Annotated in this window: 11 protein-coding genes; 8 read left to right on the forward strand and 3 right to left on the reverse strand. The window is 66.8% G+C overall.

Annotated features, from left to right (window positions below; all coding sequences use genetic code 11):
- Positions 1-22: 22 nt before the first annotated feature.
- Positions 23-2,128, forward strand: coding sequence for an acetyl/propionyl/methylcrotonyl-CoA carboxylase subunit alpha (locus C8J42_RS12205; RefSeq protein WP_133020244.1), 2,106 nt, complete (start codon positions 23-25; stop codon positions 2,126-2,128).
- 497 nt (positions 2,129-2,625) lie between these two features.
- On the forward strand, positions 2,626-5,004 hold the full coding sequence (locus C8J42_RS12210) for a DUF3772 domain-containing protein (protein WP_133020245.1): 2,379 nt from the start codon (positions 2,626-2,628) through the stop codon (positions 5,002-5,004).
- Here the strand turns inward: C8J42_RS12210 and C8J42_RS12215 are convergent, their stop codons facing one another.
- Complete coding sequence (locus C8J42_RS12215) at positions 5,005-6,048, reverse strand: spore coat protein U domain-containing protein (RefSeq protein ID WP_133020246.1); 1,044 nt, start codon at positions 6,046-6,048, stop codon at positions 5,005-5,007. It lies immediately after the preceding gene.
- A 65-nt stretch (positions 6,049-6,113) separates the two neighbouring features.
- Complete coding sequence (locus C8J42_RS20630) at positions 6,114-6,245, reverse strand: hypothetical protein (RefSeq protein ID WP_268795428.1); 132 nt, start codon at positions 6,243-6,245, stop codon at positions 6,114-6,116.
- Between C8J42_RS20630 and C8J42_RS12220 the strand changes: the two genes are divergently transcribed.
- The gene (locus tag C8J42_RS12220; protein ID WP_133020247.1) at positions 6,229-7,563 is read left to right on the forward strand and encodes a sugar porter family MFS transporter; all 1,335 of its coding nucleotides are present in this window, start codon (positions 6,229-6,231) and stop codon (positions 7,561-7,563) included. The genes C8J42_RS20630 and C8J42_RS12220 overlap by 17 nt on opposite strands.
- A 125-nt stretch (positions 7,564-7,688) precedes the next feature.
- Positions 7,689-10,274 carry a TonB-dependent receptor gene (locus tag C8J42_RS12225; protein ID WP_243644351.1) on the forward strand — a complete coding sequence of 862 codons (2,586 nt, stop codon included), beginning with the start codon at positions 7,689-7,691 and terminating at the stop codon, positions 10,272-10,274.
- 21 nt (positions 10,275-10,295) lie between these two features.
- Here the strand turns inward: C8J42_RS12225 and C8J42_RS12230 are convergent, their stop codons facing one another.
- Positions 10,296-12,395, reverse strand: a complete 2,100-nt coding sequence (locus tag C8J42_RS12230; RefSeq protein ID WP_243644352.1) for a TonB-dependent siderophore receptor — start codon at positions 12,393-12,395, stop codon at positions 10,296-10,298.
- A gap of 123 nt (positions 12,396-12,518) precedes the next feature.
- Here C8J42_RS12230 and C8J42_RS12235 point away from each other — a divergent pair, with 123 nt between their 5' ends.
- The 4 genes from C8J42_RS12235 (at position 12,519) to C8J42_RS12250 (ending at position 18,962) form a co-directional block, all read left to right on the forward strand.
- Positions 12,519-13,694 carry a heparan-alpha-glucosaminide N-acetyltransferase domain-containing protein gene (locus tag C8J42_RS12235; protein WP_243644353.1) on the forward strand — a complete coding sequence of 392 codons (1,176 nt, stop codon included), beginning with the start codon at positions 12,519-12,521 and terminating at the stop codon, positions 13,692-13,694.
- Positions 13,695-13,813: 119 nt separating this feature from the next.
- Complete coding sequence (locus tag C8J42_RS12240; RefSeq protein ID WP_133020250.1) at positions 13,814-16,645, forward strand: pitrilysin family protein; 2,832 nt, start codon at positions 13,814-13,816, stop codon at positions 16,643-16,645.
- A gap of 17 nt (positions 16,646-16,662) precedes the next feature.
- The gene (locus C8J42_RS12245; protein ID WP_056063904.1) at positions 16,663-16,962 is read left to right on the forward strand and encodes a hypothetical protein; all 300 of its coding nucleotides are present in this window, start codon (positions 16,663-16,665) and stop codon (positions 16,960-16,962) included.
- Between the two features lie 89 nt (positions 16,963-17,051).
- Positions 17,052-18,962: a CocE/NonD family hydrolase gene (locus tag C8J42_RS12250; protein ID WP_133020251.1), complete on the forward strand. Its 1,911-nt coding sequence runs from the start codon at positions 17,052-17,054 to the stop codon at positions 18,960-18,962.
- Positions 18,963-19,033: the final 71 nt, after the last annotated feature.

Below are 19,033 nucleotides of genomic sequence, written 5' to 3' on the forward strand. Positions count from 1 at the left end.
ACGGCACAGATTAGGGCGAGTGATGTTCAAGAAAATCCTGGTCGCCAATCGGGGCGAGATCGCGTGCCGCGTCATGCGGACCGCCAAGGCGATGGGCATCAAGACCGTCGCGGTCTATTCCGATGCCGACGCGCGCGCGCCACATGTGCTGATGGCCGACGAGTCCGTCCGGCTCGGGCCGCCACCCGCCGCCGAAAGCTATCTCAAGGCCGAGCTGATCCTGCTCGCGGCCAAGGAAACCGGCGCGGACTGTATCCATCCGGGCTACGGCTTCCTCTCCGAACGCGAGAGTTTCGCGCTGGCCTGCGCCGAGGCCGGGATCGCGTTCGTCGGGCCTCCCCCGAAAGCCATCGCCGCGATGGGCGACAAGATCGAATCGAAGAAGCTCGCCAAGGCCGCGGGCGTCAACGTCGTGCCGGGCTATCTCGGCGAGATCGACAGCACCGATCACGCGGTCGAGATCGCCGGCGGGATCGGCTATCCGGTGATGATGAAGGCGTCGGCCGGCGGCGGCGGCAAGGGCATGCGGCTGGCTTACAGCGAACAGGACGTCCGCGAAGGCTTCGAGGCGACCAAGCGTGAGGGGCTGGCGTCCTTTGGGGACGACCGCGTGTTCATCGAGAAGTTCATCGAATCGCCGCGCCATATCGAGATCCAGCTGATCGGCGACCAGCACGGCAACATCGTCTATCTCAACGAGCGCGAATGCTCGATCCAGCGGCGGCATCAGAAGGTCGTCGAGGAGGCACCGTCGCCGTTCGTCACGCCCAAGATGCGCAAGGCGATGGGCGAGCAGGCGGTCGCTCTGGCTCAGGCGGTCGGTTATTATTCCGCGGGTACGGTCGAGCTGATCGTGTCGGGCGCGGACACGACGGGGGAGGGGTTCTACTTCCTCGAGATGAACACCCGGCTTCAGGTCGAGCATCCGGTGACCGAGGAGATTACCGGGCTCGATCTGGTCGAATTGATGATCCGCGTGGCTGCCGGCGAACCGCTCGGGTTCGGGCAGGACGAGGTGAAGCTCGAGGGCTGGTCGATCGAGAACCGGGTGTACGCCGAGGACCCGTATCGCGGGTTCCTGCCGTCGATCGGTCGTCTCGTCCGCTACAACCCGCCCGAGCAATCCCCCTCCCGCTTGCGGGAGGGGTCAGGGGAGGGCGTGACATACACCCCGGCCACGACGCCGCTGGGTGAGCCCCTCCCCCGGCCCCTCCCGCAAGCGGAAGGGGAGCCCCGCGTCCGCGTCCGCGTCGACGACGGCGTCCGCGAGGGCGGTGAGGTCAGCATGTTCTACGACCCGATGATCGCCAAGCTCATCACCTGGGCGCCCAACCGCGACGGCGCGATCGCCGCGCAGATCGCCGCGCTCGACGCGTTCGAATTGGAGGGGCCGGGCAACAACATCGATTTCCTCTCGGCGATCATGCAGCACCCGCGCTTCCAGTCGGGCGCGCTCACCACTGGCTTCATCGCAGAGGAATATCCCGAAGGCTTCCACGGCGCGCCCGCCGACGCCGAACTGCTGAAGACGCTCGCCGCGGTCGCCGCCTTCGCCGCCACGGCAGAAGCCGACCGAGCCCGCCGGATCGACGGCCAGCTCGGCAAGCGCCTCCGCCCGCCCGCCGACTGGGTGGTGACCATCGACAAGACCGACCACGCGGTCACGGTCTCGACCGACGGCATCACAGTCGACGGCGAAGAGCTCGACCTGTCGCTCGAATACACGCCCGGCGACCGGATGGTGGTCGCCGACGGTCACGGGACCGATGGCGACGAACACCTCACGATCCGCATCGCCAAGGCCCGCGCTGGTTTCAAGCTTACCGCGCGAGGGGCGAGCCACGTCGCCCGCGTGCTGCCGTCACGTGTCGCACCGTACACCGCGCACCTGATCGAGAAGGTCGCACCCGATCTGTCGAAGTTCCTGATCTGCCCGATGCCGGGGCTGCTGGTGCGGCTGGATGTTGCGGCTGGAGACAAGGTCGAGGCAGGGCAGGCGCTGGCGGTGGTCGAAGCGATGAAGATGGAGAACATCCTGCGCGCCGAGAAGACGGGGACGGTGAAGTCGGTTGCGGCGAAGACGGGGGACAGCTTGGCGGTGGATCAGGTGATTCTCGAACTCGACTGAGTTAGCGCTTCACTCGTCCCGCCCGTCATGCCGGACTCGTTCCGGCATCCACCGTTCCGCACACCCGATAAAACGGAGCATGCGGGCCGGTGGGTCCCGGCGTCCGCCGGGGTGACGGAGAGGGAGGTACGGTTCTGACACCTAACGCCAGGCAGCTGACCGCACTATTGTTTCCCCGCGAAGGCGGGGACCCAGTCTGGGCTCCCGCCTTCGCGGGAGAACAAGGAAGGGTAGGCCGGCAGCTGTGTTTGCAGGACCGCGTCCCCCCTAACACCACCCCGGCGAAGGCCGGGGCCCAGTTGGGCGCGGCTCGTGGTCGAGGCCGACGCTCCGTTACTGCGACCTTTCCAACTGGGCCCCGGCCTTCGCCGGGGTAGCGCATGTAACGGCAGAGGCACGATTTACAGCAACGCTTACGAAACCAGCGATTGCGTCCCGACCCGGTCCGACCCCGCCACCCCCTCCCGTTTCCGGCCCTACGCTGTACAGCACCTCGGATGACTCTCCTCCGTTACCTCGCCGCGCTCCTCGTCCTAGTCACCGCGCTCCCCGCGATCGCGCAGGACGAGCCCAAGGTCGCGACCGTCGCCGCCAGCCTCACCCAAGCCTCCGCCGAGCTCCAGGCGATCGACGACGCGACCCCCGCCGCGCGCGACGACAAGGCGCGGCAAGCCCTCCGGACCCGTGCGCAAACCGTGCAGACCACCGCCGCCGACGCCGTCCGCACGCTCACCCCCGAGATGGCGCTGGTCCAGGCGCGCGTCACCGAACTCGGTGCCGCCACCCCCGGCGTCGTCGAAGCACCCGAGATCCGCCAGCAACGCAAGCTCCTCGCGCAGAGCCAGTCCGCGATCGACTCGGCGATCAAGCGCGCGCGCCTCATCGGCATAGAGGCCAAGCAGCAGATCGACGACATCGGTGCAGCCGAAGCGGAGGAACTCGGTCAGCAATTGTCCGAGAACACCGGCTCGCCGCTGTCGCCAACGCTGTGGGCAGCAATCGTCGATCACCTGCCGCGCGACACTGCCCGGCTAATGCGGTTCGCCAATGTCGAGATCCGCCAGTTCGGCGCACGGTTCGACATGCGCGCTGGCACCGGCCTGCTGATCGGGATCCTCACCGCGCTCGTGCTCATCGTGCCGCTACGACGCTGGCTGCACGGCGTCGGCCGCCGATACGCGACCAACCACGCACCGGGCGGTCGCCTGCGACGCTCGGCCTATGCGCTATGGCTCGTCGTGATCGGCACCGCGCTACCCGGCCTTGCCGCATGGGCGATCGTCGCGTCGCTGCGCTGGGCGGGGCTGGTCTCCCCCGCTTGGAGCCGGTTCGGCGCGCTCTTCGTCGGGATCACATGGTTCTGCGCGTTCGTGTCGTCGCTCGGCGGCGCGCTCTTGCTGCGCGGCCAGTCGACGTGGCGGCTGCTGCCGATCGGCGACCCGGCCGCACAGGCGCTGCGCCCGTACACCTGGATGGCCGCCGGGCTGATCTTCTTCGGCCAGTTGCTGATCGCGACCAACACGCTGATCGGTATCAGCGCGCCCGCATCGAGCGCTGCCAATGCGGTCGTCGCGCTGCTGCACATCGTCCTGCTCGGCGCGATCCTGGTAACGCTCGGCCGGTTGCGCGCCGCCGCGCTGCCCGACCCGACGAAGCGGGCGCGCAACACGCTGCTCGCGATCGTCGCGACGCTCGTCTGGCTGGTGCTGGTCGTGACGCTGATCGCCGGGCTGATCGGCTATGTGAACTTCGCGCTGAAGGTCGCGACGTGGTTGCTGTGGGGCGCGATCGTCGGTGCGTCGTTGTACCTGATGATGACCTTCACCGACGATGCGTGCCGGACGTTGCTGTCGAGCGGCAACCGGCTCGGGCGGTCGGCGAACAGCGGGTTCGGGGTCGACAACAAGACCGTCGACCAGATCGGCGTGCTGCTGTCGGCGGTGCTGCGGCTGCTGCTGATCCTGCTCGCGGTCGGCGCGGTGATGGCGCCGTTCGGGGCGGGCGTCGGCTCGGCGTTCGAGCTGTTCGGGACGGTCGCCAACGGCGTGACGATCGGCCAGGTCACGATCTCGCCAGGCGCGGTGCTGCGCTCGATCGCGGTGCTGTTCGTCGCGCTGGCGATCATGCGCGGACTCCAGCACTGGCTGGTGAACAGCTACCTGCCGACCACCGCGATGGATGCCGGCGCGCAGAATTCGGTGATGATGGTCGCGCGCTATGCCGGGATCATCGCCGCGGTGCTGTGGGCGCTCGGCGCGCTCGGCATCGGGATGGAGAAGCTGGCCGTGGTGCTCGGCGCGCTGTCGGTCGGGATCGGCTTCGGCCTGCAGGCGATCACGCAGAACTTCGTGTCGGGGTTGATCCTGCTCGCCGAGCGCCCGGTGAAGATCGGCGATCTCGTTCGGATCGGCAACATGGAGGGCGACGTGAAGCGGATCAACGTCCGCTCGACCGAGATCCAGGTCGCGGACCGCTCGACGCTGATCGTGCCGAATTCGGAGCTGATCACCAAGACGATCCAGAACATGACGCTGGCCGCGCCCATCGGCCGGATCCAGCTGCAATTCTCGGTGCCGCTCGAGGAGGATCTCGACGCGGTGCGGACGATGCTGTTCGCGGCATTCGCGGAGAAGCACGAGGTGCTCGACGATCCCGAGCCCAAGGTGTTCATCGATTCGATCGACGCCGGCCGCGCCAAGTTCAACTGCTTCGCGTACGTCGCGAGCCCGCGCGATGCCTATCCGATGCGCAGCGAATTGCTGTTCACGCTGCTCCGCCAGTTCCGCGAGGCGGGGATCGAAGTCGGCTCGACCGCGACCAAGATGGAGATCGTCGGCGGCATGCCTGCTTCGCCTGCTACCGACGTGCCGGCCTGATCATTTGACCGAATAGGGAATCGAGATCGTGTAGGCGGTGCCGGCGGCCATCTTGCCCTTCGGATTGAACTTTACCGCGGTGACCAGCCCTTGCGTCGTCGGATCGCCGGCGACCGGGGTGTAGCCCCAGGCGTTGCTGCCGGTGGCGAAATCGACGTCGTCTCCCGTGTTGGAAGGCGAGACATAGCTGAACTTCAGTCCGGTCGTGCCGTTGGCATCGTCACCCCGCACGACCGGGCCGTTCCCCGTGCCGTCCCCGTCGAGCGCGATGCGCAGCCCGGCGGGGGTGGGCAGCGTCACCGCGAGCGTGTCGAGATCGAGCGGCACGATGTCGGGGTTTTCGATCCGCATCATGATCCGCAATTTCGATCCGGGGATCGCTTTCGGATTGTTGGTCGATGCCGACGCCTCCCATGTGGTGCGCTGAGAGATGGTGACGATCGCGCCCTTTTCAGCGACGGTCATGGTCACCGCGACGGTCCCGCTGGCGCTGCCGCTATCGCGGTTCAGGCAAATATTCACCAGCCCGAGCGCGTCCAGCCCGAGCAGCGTGCAGAACGACCAGTCCCACTTCACCTCGAAGCTGCCGGTATAGACACCGGGTGCCAGGCTGGTCGTGCTCCGCGCCTTCAGGTAGATCGGCACGGCAGCGCGCCCGTTGCTGAGCAGCGCCAAGCCGGTGCCGTTGACGAGCGTTCGCGACGTGCCCGGGACGAGCGGATACTGACCGGCGGGGTCCGCCGCCAGCAGGTAGGTGGCGGTCGCCGTGCCGGACTTCAGCTGGAGGATCGTTCCCGCCTTGACCGTGGCGACCAGCGAATCGTTCGACATCAGCGCCAGCAGCGTGGTGTTGGCGCACCCGAACGACCCGGTGGTCGCGACATACGGCATCGCCGACGGGCTCGTGTCGGTCGAATAGAGCGCCCCCGGCGAGAAGGTCCCGACATCGGCGGAAGAGGTCTTCGCGACACCGCAGGCAGCCCAGGCGGTCCCCGGCACGGCGATCGCCGCCACCGACGCCGCAGCTGCCATCACGATTCTCATCACTGCGGTCGGCAACGCCTCGCCCCTTTGCGCCTGTCAATGTGCACGGGCTAGTCGGCGATTCGTTAACGCGCTTTCAAAGACCTGAAATGGGTGTTTTCGTCGAACCGGCTCATCGTAGGGGTGTCGGCGGCCTTGCGGCGCTTGCGGCGGCCGTCAAACTGTTGAAACGTGCCGGACATGACGATCGCGCCCACCGCATCTCGCCCTTCGGCCCAGCCCCGCACGATCCTGATCGCGAGCGTCGCCACCGCCGCGCTCGCTGGGCTGTTGTTCGGTTTCGACACTGCAGTGATCGCCGGAGTCACTGGCGCGCTGAAGGCGAAGTTCGCGCTCAGCGAGGCGTGGCTCGGGTTCACCGTCTCGTCGGCACTCTGGGGTACGCTGATCGGAGCGCTGTTCGTGGGCACGCTCGGCGATCGCTACGGCAGTCGCAACGTGCTGCGGATGCTCGCCTTCCTGTACGTCGTCACTGCACTCGGCTGTGCGCTGGCGTGGAACTGGCACAGCTTCATCGGCTTCCGCTTCATCAACGGCATCGCGATCGGCGGCTCGTCGGTGCTCGCGCCTGCCTATATCGCCGAACTCGCGCCACCGGCACAGCGCGGCAAGATGGTCGGCGGGTTTCAGTTCGCGGTGATCCTCGGCATCCTGCTCGCCTATGTCTCGAACGCGGTCATCGGTTCGCTCGATCTCGGCGATGTCGAGTGGCGGTGGAAGCTCGGGATCGTCGCGGCGCCGTCGCTGGTGTTCTTCGCGCTGCTGTTCCGCATTCCGAATTCGCCGCGCTGGTTGCTTGCCAAGGGCCGCGATGTCGAGGCGAAGCAGGTGCTGGCGCTGGTCGGCATGAGCCCCGACGTCGCGCGCGCGGACCTCGATGCGCCCAAGGGCGATGCGTCGCTGTCCTGGACGCGCCACCGCAAGCCGATCACGCTCGCCTTCCTGGTCGCGATGTTCAACCAGTTCAGCGGCATCAACGCGTTCCTCTATTACCTCAACGACATCTTCAAGGCGTCCGGCGGCAGCCTCTCGCCCGACCTGCAAGCCGTGATGATCGGTGTCGCCAACATGGTCTTCACGCTGCTCGGGATGCTGCTGATCGATCGGATCGGCCGTCGCACGCTGCTGCTCTGGGGCTCTGCGGGGATGACCGCGGCGCTAACCGTTGGCGGGCTGGCGCTGCTCGGCGTGCTGCCAAACTGGCTGCTGCTGCCGTCGCTGATCGTCTTCATCATGTTCTTCGCGCCGGGCTCGGGTGCGGTGATCTGGGTCTATATCTCCGAGGTCTTCCCGCAGAACGTCCGCGCGCGCGGATCGAGCATCGGGTCATCGAGCCACTGGGGCTGGAACGCGGTGATCGCGCAGGTCTTCCCGATCGCTGCAGCATGGTCGGCAGGCGCCCCGTTCCTGTTCTTCGCCGCGATGATGGCGGTGCAGTTCGTGACCGTGTTCCTCTACTTCCCCGAGACCAAGGGCGTGCCGCTAGAGGAGATGGAAGCGCATATGTCGCGATAAGCCGCGCTTGTGACGAAAGCACCGCCGAACCGGCACAATCCTGCGACAATTGCCGCCTAATCGGCATGCTCGATCATCGGGGTGGAACGGGTATGCGCAGTTTGGGTCTGGTTCTGGCAGTGAGCATGCCTGCAATGGTGGCCGCGCAACAGGCACCGTCGCGTCCCGCCGCCGCACCCGCCGTGCAAGCGCCCGAGCAGGACGAGAGCGCAGAATCCGAGGAGATCGTCGTTACGGGTTCGCGCAAACTGCCCGGCGCGGTGATCGGCGATATTCCACCCGACCAGACGCTGGGCCAGGCCGAGATCCGGTCCTACGGCGTCAGCACCGTCTCCGACCTGCTCAACGAACTCAGCCCGCAGACCACCAGCGGTCGCGGCAGCGGCGGCGCGCCGGTCGTGCTGCTCAACGGCCGCCGTATCTCCAGCTTCAGCGAGATCCGCGACATCCCAACCGAGGCGATCCAGCGCGTCGAGATCCTGCCCGAGGAGGTCGCACTCAAATACGGCTATCGCGCCGACCAGAAGGTCGTGAACTTCGTCCTGCGCCGCCGCTTCCGCGCGGTGACCGCCGAGGCCGCCGATACGCAGGCGACCGAGGGCGGCGGCAACACCCCCAAGGGTTCGCTCGACATGCTCAACATCGCGCGCGATCGACGGCTTAACCTGCACGTCGAATACACGTCGAGCGAGCCGCTGACCGAATCGCAGCGCGACATCCTCCAGCCTCAGCAGACCGCCAACAGCGCGCTCGGCGCGGATGGCGATGTCGTCGACCAGCGGCCGTTCCGGACGCTCCAGTCCGCGACCAGCACCTTCACCGCGAACAGCGTCTATGCGCGCAACATCTTCGGCAATATCGGTGCGACGATCAACGGCCGCCTCGAATCGACCGACAGCCGCAGCCTCAACGGCCTGCCCGTCGTCGCGCTGACGCCGTTCGGCAGCACCACGCCCGTCAATCGCGCGATCGAAGACGACGGCGTCCTGCCGCTGACCCAGCGGACATCGTCGATCGCCGCGCATCTCGGCACCACGCTCAACGGCGATATCGGCACGTGGCGGTGGAACGTGACGGGCAATTACGACCGCAGCGACACGCAGACCTTCACCGAGACCGGCCTCGACGCGAGTGCCTTCAATGCCCGCATCCGCGCCGGCGATCCGACCGCGAACCCGTTCGGCCGCCTGAGCGCGAGCGACTTCGGCGCACTGCCCGGCAACCGTGCCTATGCGACGCAGAGCACCGGTGAACTCGATGCGGTCGCGAACGGCAATCTCTTCTCGCTCCCCGCAGGCGCAGTCTCGACGACGATCAAGCTCGGTGCCGAAACCGCCGATTTCAAAAGTCGCTCGTACCGCACCGTCAATCTCCTCGGGGTTGATACGCAGGGACGGGTGTCGCGCGACACGGTTAACGGCCAAGTCAATGTCGACGTGCCGCTGACGAGCCGGTCGAAGGACGTGCTGCCGTTCCTCGGCACGCTGTCGGCGAACTTCAATCTTGCCGAGGATCATCTGTCGGACTTCGGCACGCTGCAGACGCTCGGCTACGGTGCGAACTGGTCGCCGATCGAAGGCGTGCGCGTGATCGCCTCGGTGACCGACACCGACGAGGCGCCGACCGCGCAGCAGCTTGGCAACCCGTCGATCACCACGCCCAATGTCCGTGTGTTCGACTATGTGCGCGGCGAGACCGCGACCGTCACGACGATCAGCGGCGGCAATCCCAGGCTGGTCGCGGACAACAATCACGTCAAGAAAGTCGGGCTGACGATAAAGCCCTGGTCCGCCAAGGACCTCTCGATCACCGCCAACTATGTCGAGAGCCGGGTCGACAACCCGATCGCGGCCTTCCCGGCAGCGACCGCGGCGATCGAGGCGGCGTTCCCCGATCGCTTCCAGCGCGACGCCGGCGGCAACCTGTTGCAGGTCGATCGCCGGCCGATCAATTTCGCGCGCAGTGACCGGTCCGAGCTACGCTGGGGAATCAACTTCTCCGCACCGCTCAAGTCGAAGATCCAGCGCGAGCTGGAGGCGTATCGTGCCGGCACCGGCCCCAACCCGTTCGAAGGCCTGCAACCACCCGGCGGCCGTCGTCCCGGTGGCGCAGGCGGCGATGGACCGCGCGGTGACGGTGCGCGTGCCGGTGGTGGTCCAGGCGCAGGTGGCCCCGGCGGCGGCGGCGGCGGACGTGGCTTCGGCGGACGCGGCGGGCAGGCCGGCGGCCGCATCCAGTTCGCGGTTTACCACACCTGGCACTTCACCGATCGCGTCCTCGTCGCAGACGGCGGCCCGAGTCTGAACCTGCTGAACGGCGACGCGATCGGCAACAGCGGCGGGCAGGCGCGTCACGAACTGGAGGCGCAGGCGGGATACACCAACAACGGCCTCGGTGCGCGCATTTCCGCCAACTACGCGACCGGCACGCGCGTCAACGGCGGCACGATCGCCGCACCCGAAACGCTCAACTTCGGCGGCCTCGCCACCGCCAACGCGCGGCTGTTCGCCGATCTCGGCCAGCGGCTCGAATGGGTGAAGGCGCATCCGTGGCTGCGCGGCATGCGCGTCAGCCTGTCGGTCGACAACGTCTTCAACACCCGCCAGCGCGTCACCGACGCGACCGGTACGGTCCCCAACACCTACCAGCCCGACTATCTCGACCCGCTCGGCCGCACCGTCCGACTCAGCATGCGCAAGCTGTTCTTCTAACGGGGCAACGGCCGCCGCGGATCACTGGCTCAGGCGGACCGACAGCCGGACCGTCCGCGGCGCCCCCGGGAAGATCCACACCGGGCTGTACGAACTCTGCGCGAACCGGGCGTCGAACAGATTGTCGGCCTCAGCGCGCACCGACAGGCGCCGCGAGAGCGCGTATTCGACCGCCGCCTTGGCCTTCACATAGTCGGGCAGGACGAGCCCGCTTGTGTCGATCGCCCCCGCCCGCTTGCCGACATAGCTGGCACCGGCGCTGATCGATGGCCCGCGCCCCTCGTCGTCGAGGAAGCGCCCGATCGCGAACAGCGTCGCGGCATGTTCGGGCACGTTCAACACGCGGTCGGTCGCGAAGATGCTGTCGTCGGTCCGCGCGCGCGTCCAGGCATAGTTCGCGACGACCTGCCACTGCTTGGCAAGGCGCACCGACGCGTCGAACTCGATCCCCTTGCTCGACAACTTGCCAACCGGCGCGAGGAAGTTCGGATCGACCGGGTCGTTGGTCAGGATGTCGCGCTTGGCGATATCGAAATACGTCACCGCGACGTCGACACCCGGCAGCGCAGCGGTGCCGCCGATCTCGTACCCCTTGCCGCGTTCGGGTGAGAAGCCTTGGTTGTCGCGCCCCGTGCCCGAGTTAAGCAGGAAGCTCTCGCCCCAGTTCGCATGGACTGCGAACACGTCGCTCAGCGCATATCGGCCACCCAGCCGGAAGTTCACCGGCTCGTCGACCGTGCGCCCGACCACGCCGGTACGGTTGTTGCGGATCTGCTGGCGATACGCGTCGAAGCGGACGCCGCCGGTCAGCGTGAACCGATCGGTCACGTCCCACATGTCCTGCGCATACAGCGTGGCGGACCGCCGCGTCTCGTCATTGTCCGTGAACGGCGCCAGCGGCAGCGCCTGCCCGCCATAGACCGGCGCGAACACGTCGATCGCATACGGGTTGGCCGCGGTCGGGTTCCGCCGCAACAGTCCCTCGTGATAGTCGAGCGTATAGCCCTTCACGCCGACGCTGGCACGGTGCGCGCCGAACCGTCCGGTCAGTTCCAGCCGCGCGGAGAGGTCGTCGACGGTATAGTCGCGCGCACGTCGCTGGCGCCACAGCGTCTGGCCGCCGACGAGCCGCGACTGGTCGGACGAGAACCCGCGCAGCGATCCCGTCCGCCAGGCCACGCCACCGTTGAGCGAGATGCGGTCGTCGAGCCGGGCCTCGCCGGTCAGCTGGTGTCGCTGGTTGCGAAACCGCGTCGTCCCGTCGCCGGGCTCGCCGTAGAAGCGCGATCTTGGCAGCGCGTTGGCGTCGCCGCCGATCGCCGGGATGCCGCGATCGAACGGCGCATCGAACTGCGTGATCTCTCCGACATAGGTCAGCCGAAGGCCATCGCGCGGCGCCCAGGTCAGCGAAGGTGCGACGACGCGGCGACGCAACGGCACGAAATCGCGCCAGCCATCGCTGTCCTCGGTGGCGACGACGATCCGCGCGGCGATCGTGTCGGACAGCGGACCGGTCGCATCGATCTCGACCCGGCGCGTGTCGAACGAGTCATAGGTGAAGGTCGCGGTCGCGCTGGGTGTGAAGCGCGGCGTCTTGCTGACGATGTTGACGCGGCCGCCCGGATCGATGTCGCCGAACAGCGCACCGGCCGGGCCCTTCAACACCTCGATCCGCTCGGTCGTCGCCGGATCGCGCGGCGGTGCGAGGCCACGATTGGCGAGGAACCCGTCGACATAATATTCGGCGCCGCCGTCAGGCGTGCCGAGGAACCCGCGGATCGCGAAATTGTCGAGGAAGCCGCCGCGGTTGTTCTGGTTGCTGACCCCGCTGACGAGTTCGAGCGCGTCGCCGAGCCGGTACGTCCCCGCCGCGGTGAGCAGGTCGCGCTCGAGCGAGCGGCTGGATTGCGACATGCGTTCGGTGGCGAGGTCCGACGACAGGGTGCGATCCGCCCGCGTGCTGCGCGTGCCGAGAACCACGATCGTGTCGGCCTCGCCGTCGACCCGTCGTTCCTCGCGCTCCGGATCGCGGTTGGTCTTGTCCTGCGCCTCGGCAGGAACGGGGCAGGCGAGCAGCAAAAAAATGCTCGCGAAGGCGATCGATCGTGGACGCGTCGACAAAAAATGTTGCCTTCTCTGTGATGATGTAACATCGCGATTGGCGGAGGTGCTTCGATCTTGTCAACCGTTTTCAGTCCAATGCCCGACGTCGCCGGAAGGCCGGCCGCGGCGTCCGATACCCCTGTGCAAGCTCCGACGGGCGCGCAGTCCAAGCGGTCGCGGATCGTCTCGGTCGATGCGCTGCGCGGGTTCGTCATGCTGCTGATGCTCGTCGATCATACCCGCGAGCTCTTCTATTACCACATGCAGGTGAGCGACCCGATGGCGTTGCCGGCGACGCCACCGTCCCTGTTCTTCACGCGGCTCACGGCGCATCTTTGCGCCCCCGTCTTCGTGCTGCTGACCGGGCTCGCGGCATCGTTGTACGCGGACTCGCGTAACGGAGATGCTGGGGGCGGTAGGGCAGCGGCGTCGTCGTTCCTGCTGAAGCGGGGGCTGTTCCTCGTCGCGCTCGAAGTGACGGTCGTCAATTTCGCCTGGTCGTTCGATCCCACCCCCGCGATCGTCTATCTCCAGGTGATCTGGGTGATCGGGCTGTCGATGATCGCTCTGGCGGCGCTGGTCCATCTTCCGCGCATCGCCGTGCTCGTCCTCGGGCTGGCGATCGTGCTGGGCCACAATCTGCTCGATCCGATCATTTTCACGCCCGACCAGCCGGGCTATGTCGCGTGGAGCATGCTGCACGACCGCGGGTTCATCGACCTGCCGTTCGGCGCGCGGGTGCGCACGTCCTACCCGTTGCTGCCCTGGATCGGCGTGATCGCGCTCGGCTGGTCGATCGGACCGTGGTTCGCGCGGCAAGTCGACCAGGACGTTCGTCGCCGCCGCCTGGTGGTGACCGGCGCTGCGGCGCTCGCGCTGTTCGCGGTACTGCGCGCGCTCAACGGCTACGGCGAACCGCTGCCGTGGCAGGTCGGTACGACGCCGCTCGCAACGGTCATGAGCGTTCTCAACCTCACCAAATATCCGCCGTCCGCGGACTTCGTCCTGCTGACGCTCGGCATCGGCATGCTGCTTCTCGCGGTGTTCGAGCGCACATCGGCGCGGTTGAACCGCGTGCTAGTAGTCTTCGGATCGGCGCCGTTGTTCTTCTACATCCTGCACCTCTTCCTGCTCCACGGCGTGATCAGCCTGACCGGTGCGGTGACGGGCGGTGCGATCAAGGGGCTGGTCAGCGTTCCGAACGTCGCCTCGATCTGGCTCGTTGCCGCCGCCGCCGCCGTGCCGTGCTGGTTCGCGTGCCGGTGGTTCGGACGGTTCAAACGGACCCATACCGGCTGGTGGTGGCGATACCTGTGAGACGTCCCGGCGTACCAACGAGGATCGCCTCGAAACTCGACGTATCTATCTGTTGCCCGGCGACAAAGCGTGGCTATGCTGCGACGATATCATTCTGAAACACGGGGTAATGTTCGCATATGGCTTTGAAAATGACCGCGCTTGCCGGCGTCGCCGCAATTGCTCTCGTCTCGCCCGCATCCGGTCAGGGCCAGCGCGCAGCAACCCTCGCGGCAAAGCCTGCACCGGTCGCGGACCTCGTGAAGTCGGTCGATATCCCCTACCAGCAGTTCACGCTGAAGAACGGCCTGCGCGTCGTCGTGCACACCGATCGCAAGGCGCCGGTGGTGGCCGTGTCCGTCTGGTATAATGTGGGCTCGAAGTTCGAACCCAAGGGCAAGACCGGCTTCGCGCATCTGTTCGAGCATCTGATGTTCAACGGGTCCGAGAACGCACCGGGCGACTTCTTCGAACCGCTGAAACAGGTCGGCGCGACCGACTTCAACGGCACCACCTATTTCGATCGCACCAATTACTTCGAGACGGTGCCGACCGCGGCGCTCGACCGCGCGCTGTTCCTCGAATCCGACCGGATGGGCTATCTCACCGGCGCGATCACGCAGGGTGTGCTCGACGAGCAGCGCGGCGTCGTCCAGAACGAGAAGCGCCAGGGCGACAATCAGCCCTACGGCCTGACCCAGTACAAGATCACCGAGGGGCTGTTCCCCGCGGATCACCCGTACGGCCACACCACGATCGGCTCGATGGCGGATCTCGACGCCGCCTCGCTGCAGACGGTGAAGGACTGGTTCAAGGATCATTACGGCCCGAACAACGCGGTGCTCGTACTCGCCGGCGACGTCGATGCGGCGACCGCCAAGCGGCTCGCGGAGAAGTATTTCGGCGGCATCCCGAAGGGCCCCGAGAGCATCGTCCCGCCCGCGCCGATCCCGACCCTGCCTGCCCCGGTCAGCGAGACGATCAAGGACCGCGTTGCCGCCGTCATGGTCAGCCGCAACTGGGTGGTGCCGGGCCTGAACGACAAGGATGGCACGGCGCTCGACGTCGCGGCGGGCGTGCTCGGCGGCCTCGCCAGCAGCCGGTTCGACACCGCGCTGGTCAAGAAGGAGAAGCTCGTCGTCAGCATTTCCGCCTATAACCGCAGCTTCAGCCAGCTCGGCATGTTCGGCATCCGTGCGATCGTTCGCCAAGGCGTCGACCCTGCGCTCGTGTCGAAGCGGATCGACGAGATCATGGCGGACTTCATCAAGAACGGGCCGACCGCGGACGAGGTGAGCCGGGTCGCGACGACCACCGCAGCGAGCACGATGGAGGGCTTGGAGTCCGTCGGCGGGTTCGGCGGCAAGGCGGTGACGCTGGCCGAAGGCGCGCTGTATTCGAACGATCCGGGCTTCTACAAGAAACAGCTCCTGCAGCTCGCAGCCGAAACGCCGGCGAGCGTGCGTGCGGCGGCGGCGAAGTGGCTGTCGCGCCCGGCCTATTCGCTGACCGTCGTGCCCGGACCGCGCGATGCCTATGCCAACGCGGTCGTGCCCCCCAAGGTCGACGTGCCACCCGCCGCAGACGTGCCGTTCAAGGGCACGCGCGGGCCGCTGCCCGGCGTCGGCACCGTCGCCGGCCTCAGCTTCCCGGCGGTCCAGCGTACCCGCCTCGCGAACGGTATCGAGCTGGTCTACGCACAGCGCACGGCTGTTCCCGTCACGCAGGCGGTGCTCAGCTTCGACGCGGGCGTCGCGGCCGACGTCCCCGGCAAGCTCGGCACACAGCAACTGACGCTGTCGATGATGGACGAGGGCACGCCGACCCGCGATTCGGTCGCGCTGGCCGAAGCGAAGGAGCGTCTCGGCGCGGAGATCGGCACGGGCGCGTCAAACGACCGGACCTTCCTGTCGTTGCAGGTGCCGAGTGCCAATCTCGCACCCGCTGTCGACCTGTTCGCCGACATCGCGCAGAACCCCGCGTTCGCCGATGCCGAGGTCGCGCGCGTCAAGAACCAGCAGCTCGCACAGATCGCGCAGGAACTGACCAGCCCGCAGGGGCTGGCAACGCGCGTGCTGCCGCCGCTGCTCGGGCCGAACTCGCCCTATGCAAAGGCGCAGGGCAGTGGTGATCCGACGGCGGTGGCTGCGCTGACCCGTGCCGATCTGGTCGCGTTCCAGCAGGCATGGCTACGGCCCGACAAGGCGAAGATCTTCGTCGTCAGCGATCGTCCGCTTGCCGAGGTGAAGGCGGCGCTCGACGCGCGGTTCGGGACGTGGCGGCCGACGGGTGCGGCGGGCGTGAAGGCGTTCCCCGCGGGCGTGACGCCGTCCGCGCCGAAGATCGTCCTGATCGACCGGCCCGACAGCCCGCAGTCGCTGATCATCGCGGGCGTGCCAACGGGCCTCAAGGGCACGCAGGACCTGTTGCCGATCGCGACCGCGAACGATGCGCTCGGCGGCAGCTTCCTCGGCCGCGTCAACATGGACCTGCGCGAGAGCAAGCACTGGTCCTACGGCGTCTCGGGTCGCTTCCAGCAGTCGGAGAACGCCGCGCCGTACATCCTGTCGGCACCGGTGCAGGCGGACCAGACCGGCCCGTCGATCGCTGCACTGCGGACCGATATCGGTGCGTTCCTCGGCAAGGAGCCGATGACCCAGGCGGAGTTTGACCGTGCGATCAACGGCGCGATCCGCTCGCTTTCGGGTAATTTCGAGACGTCGGACGCGGTTCTGGGCGCGATGCAGCAGAACGATCTGCTCAAGCGGCCCGACAATTACTATGCGACGATCACGCAGCGATACCAGGGCCTTAACCTGCCGCAACTCAACACCGCGATCCAGCAGGCGCTCGACCCGAAGAAGACGATCTGGGTCGTGGTCGGCGATGCGAAGACGGTGCGCCCGCAGCTTGACAGCATCGGCCTCCCGGTCGAGGTCATTCCCGCGGCGTCGGTAGCCGGCGCCAAATGATTTCAGGAGAGAGAGCAATGGCAAACGTCGATGGCAGCTGGGATTGCGTGGTCAAGTCGCCGCTGGGCGACCAGAAGATGACGTTGACCGTCAACAGCGCCGGCAACACCTTCACCGGTGCGGTGTCGGGCGCGATGGGCGGCATGGACGTCACCGGTGACGTCGATGGCGACACGATCACCTGGAAGCAGAGCATGACCGTGCCGATGCCGATGACGCTCGACTGCAAGGCGACCGTCGAGGACGACGTCCTCAAGGGCAGCGTCGCGGCCGGCGCCTTCGGCAGCTTCCCGCTGACCGGCACGCGGACGGCCTGATCGCCTGAATTACTACGAGAGGGGCTCGTCTTTCCACACGGAAAGGCGGGCCTTTTTCTTTTTCAGTCCGGGAGGGAAGGAAGAAGAAAATGAAATCCACGACCCGTTTGTTTGCCGCCTGCGCCATCGCCGCGCTGGCTACCGCAACCACCCCCGCGACCGCACAGAATTACGACGAACGCCCCGCCAAGATGGCGCCGCGCGACGTCGGCTACGACTATGTGCGAAAGGTCGTCGAGATTCCGATGCGCGACGGGGTCAAGCTGCACACCGTCATCATCGTGCCGAAGGGCGCGAAGGACGCGGGCATCCTGATGACGCGCACGCCCTACGACGCCGACGGCCAGACGAAGGTCGATAGCGGCACCTATGCCGGCATCCTCGAACATGGCGACGGCGCGGGCGACGTGATCGCGGCGGCGGGCTATATCCGCGTGATCCAGGACGTCCGCGGCATGCACGGCTCGGAGGGCATCTACATGATGAACCCCGCGCGCGCTGACACGCCGCAGAACCCGACCAAGACCGACGACTCCACCGACACCTACGACACGATCGACTGGCTGGTGAAGCACGTCCCGGAGTCCAACGGCCGCGTCGGAATCAGCGGGATCAGCTATGACGGCTTCCTGCCGCTGATGGCGCTGATCAATCCGCATCCGGCGCTGAAGGTCTCGGTGCCGATGAACCCGATGGTCGATGGCTGGCGTGGCGACGACTGGTTCCACAACGGCGCCTTCCGCGAGGGCATGATGCCCTACGTCCTCGGCCAGGAGGCGACCAAGGACGCCGGCACGCCGTGGATCACCGACACCGCCGACGATTACGATTATTACCTCAAGGGCGGCTCGGCCGGCGCGATCGGCAAGGCGCAGGGCCTCGAACAGCTCGGCTTCTGGCGCAAGATCACGCAGCATCCCGCCTACGATTCGTTCTGGTCGAGCCAAGCGATGGACACCGTGCTCGCCGGCCAGCCGTTGAAGGTGCCGACGCTGATCGTCGGTGGGTTGTGGGATCAGGAGGACATCTACGGCGCGCCCGCGGTCTATCGCGCGCTGGAGCCCAAGGACACCGCCAATGACATGGTCTATCTGTCGATGGGTCCCTGGTATCACGGGCAGGAGGTGCGCGACGGCAGCGCGCTGGGGGCGATCAAATGGGATGCCGACACTGCCAAATGGTGGCGTTGGCACGTCCTTGCGCCTTTCCTCGCGCATTATTTGAAGAGCGACCAGCCTGCAATGGACGTCGCGCCGGTGACGATGTTCCAGTCGGGGCGCAACGAGTGGCAGCGGCTCGACAAATGGCCGACCGCGCAAACCGCGGGGACGCCGCTCTACCTCAAGCCCGGTGGCACGCTCGGGTTTCAGGCGGCCGGCGGCGCGGCGACGACCGCGGACTATATCTCCGATCCGGCCGCGCCGGTCAGCTACCGCGTGCGCCCGACGCTGCCGACCTATGCGGGCGGATCGACGTGGAAACAGTGGCTGGTCGACGACCAGCGCGCGGTCTCCGGCCGCCCCGACGTGCTGACCTTCACCACCGATGCGCTCACCACGCCAACCACGATCGCAGGCGTTCCGGAGGTGAACCTCACCGCCTCGACCAGCGGCACCGACAGCGACTGGGTGGTGAAGCTCATCGACGTGTATCCGGACGTCTATCCCGGCGACAAGGCGATGGCGGGCTATCAACTGTCGGTCGCGATGGACATCTTCCGCGGCCGCTATCGTGAGAGCTTGGCCGCGGCCAAGCCGATCGCGGCGAACGTGCCCTTGAAATACAAGTTCGCGCTGCCGACCACCAACCACGTCTTCCTGCCCGGGCACAAGATCATGGTGCAGGTCCAGTCGAGCTGGTTCCCGCTCTACGATCGCAATCCGCAGACCTTCGTTCCGAACATCTTCTTCGCGCAGCCGAAGGATTACGTGAAGGCGACGCAGAAGGTGACGGTCGCCGGACCCGACGAAAGTTACATCAGCCTTCCGCTAATACGTTGATTAGTCTTGTATCATCCCGGATACGTTCCGGGATGATGTAAGGAAAACATCGCCCTGCATCCGTCGTAATG

This window comes from Sphingomonas sp. PP-CE-1A-559, assembly GCF_004340965.1.
Classification (GTDB): Bacteria; Pseudomonadota; Alphaproteobacteria; order Sphingomonadales; family Sphingomonadaceae; genus Sphingomonas.

Coding starts and splice junctions, on each gene's coding strand:
- C8J42_RS12210 (WP_133020245.1), top strand. CDS start 2,626: ATGACTCTCCTCCGTTACCTCGCCGCGCTCCTCGTCCTAGTCACCGCG.
- C8J42_RS12250 (WP_133020251.1), top strand. CDS start 17,052: ATGAAATCCACGACCCGTTTGTTTGCCGCCTGCGCCATCGCCGCGCTG.
- C8J42_RS12215 (WP_133020246.1), bottom strand. CDS start 6,048: ATGAGAATCGTGATGGCAGCTGCGGCGTCGGTGGCGGCGATCGCCGTG.
- C8J42_RS12245 (WP_056063904.1), top strand. CDS start 16,663: ATGGCAAACGTCGATGGCAGCTGGGATTGCGTGGTCAAGTCGCCGCTG.
- C8J42_RS12225 (WP_243644351.1), top strand. CDS start 7,689: ATGCCTGCAATGGTGGCCGCGCAACAGGCACCGTCGCGTCCCGCCGCC.
- C8J42_RS12220 (WP_133020247.1), top strand. CDS start 6,229: ATGACGATCGCGCCCACCGCATCTCGCCCTTCGGCCCAGCCCCGCACG.
- C8J42_RS12205 (WP_133020244.1), top strand. CDS start 23: ATGTTCAAGAAAATCCTGGTCGCCAATCGGGGCGAGATCGCGTGCCGC.
- C8J42_RS12240 (WP_133020250.1), top strand. CDS start 13,814: ATGGCTTTGAAAATGACCGCGCTTGCCGGCGTCGCCGCAATTGCTCTC.